The organism is Dyadobacter tibetensis Y620-1 (assembly GCF_000566685.1).
Taxonomy (GTDB): Bacteria; Bacteroidota; Bacteroidia; order Cytophagales; family Spirosomataceae; genus Dyadobacter; species Dyadobacter tibetensis.
The window spans coordinates 1-480 of record NZ_AZQN01000029.1; the positions used below are offsets into that span (position 1 = coordinate 1).

The following is a 480-nucleotide window of genomic DNA, read 5'->3' on the forward strand; positions in this document are numbered from 1 at the left end:
ACTGCCTACCGCCCCCACGATTGTAACCGGGAAGGTGATTGACGAGAACGGCTTGCCTCTGGAAGGGGCAGGATTTAGTTTTGGCGGTGTAGACATTAGAGGTTTTTCCGGTGTTCCCACTTTTGACCTGACTATTGAAACGGGCAAGGATGGAAGCTTCCGATTTTCCTATATTGTCCCTAGAGATACAGATGAGGTTGAAATACTTCCTAGAAGTACCCAAAAGGTAAAATATGATACCGATTACGAAGCCTATATTTTTCTTAAAGGGAATTATATCCAGGTATCATCACCGTATTCTATTCCCCGTTCAGACTGGGGCAAAACCACCATCATCAACTATCAATTTAGAAAATTATGAAAAATATATCCCTCGTGCGTATGGCGTGTTTCATCACCGCCGTCTGGACTGCGCGTCCCGATTTTGCCTTTTGACTGCCGGACTTCACGCCCAGACCTTCGAAGAAGAAAACACTTATC

The 480-nt window shown here is 45.0% G+C and carries 1 protein-coding gene; it reads left to right on the forward strand.

The window, feature by feature from the left end:
* Positions 1–361: hypothetical protein (locus X939_RS23870; RefSeq protein WP_044200359.1), on the forward strand; the 361-nt coding region annotated here is incomplete at its 5' end.
* Positions 362–480: the final 119 nt, after the last annotated feature.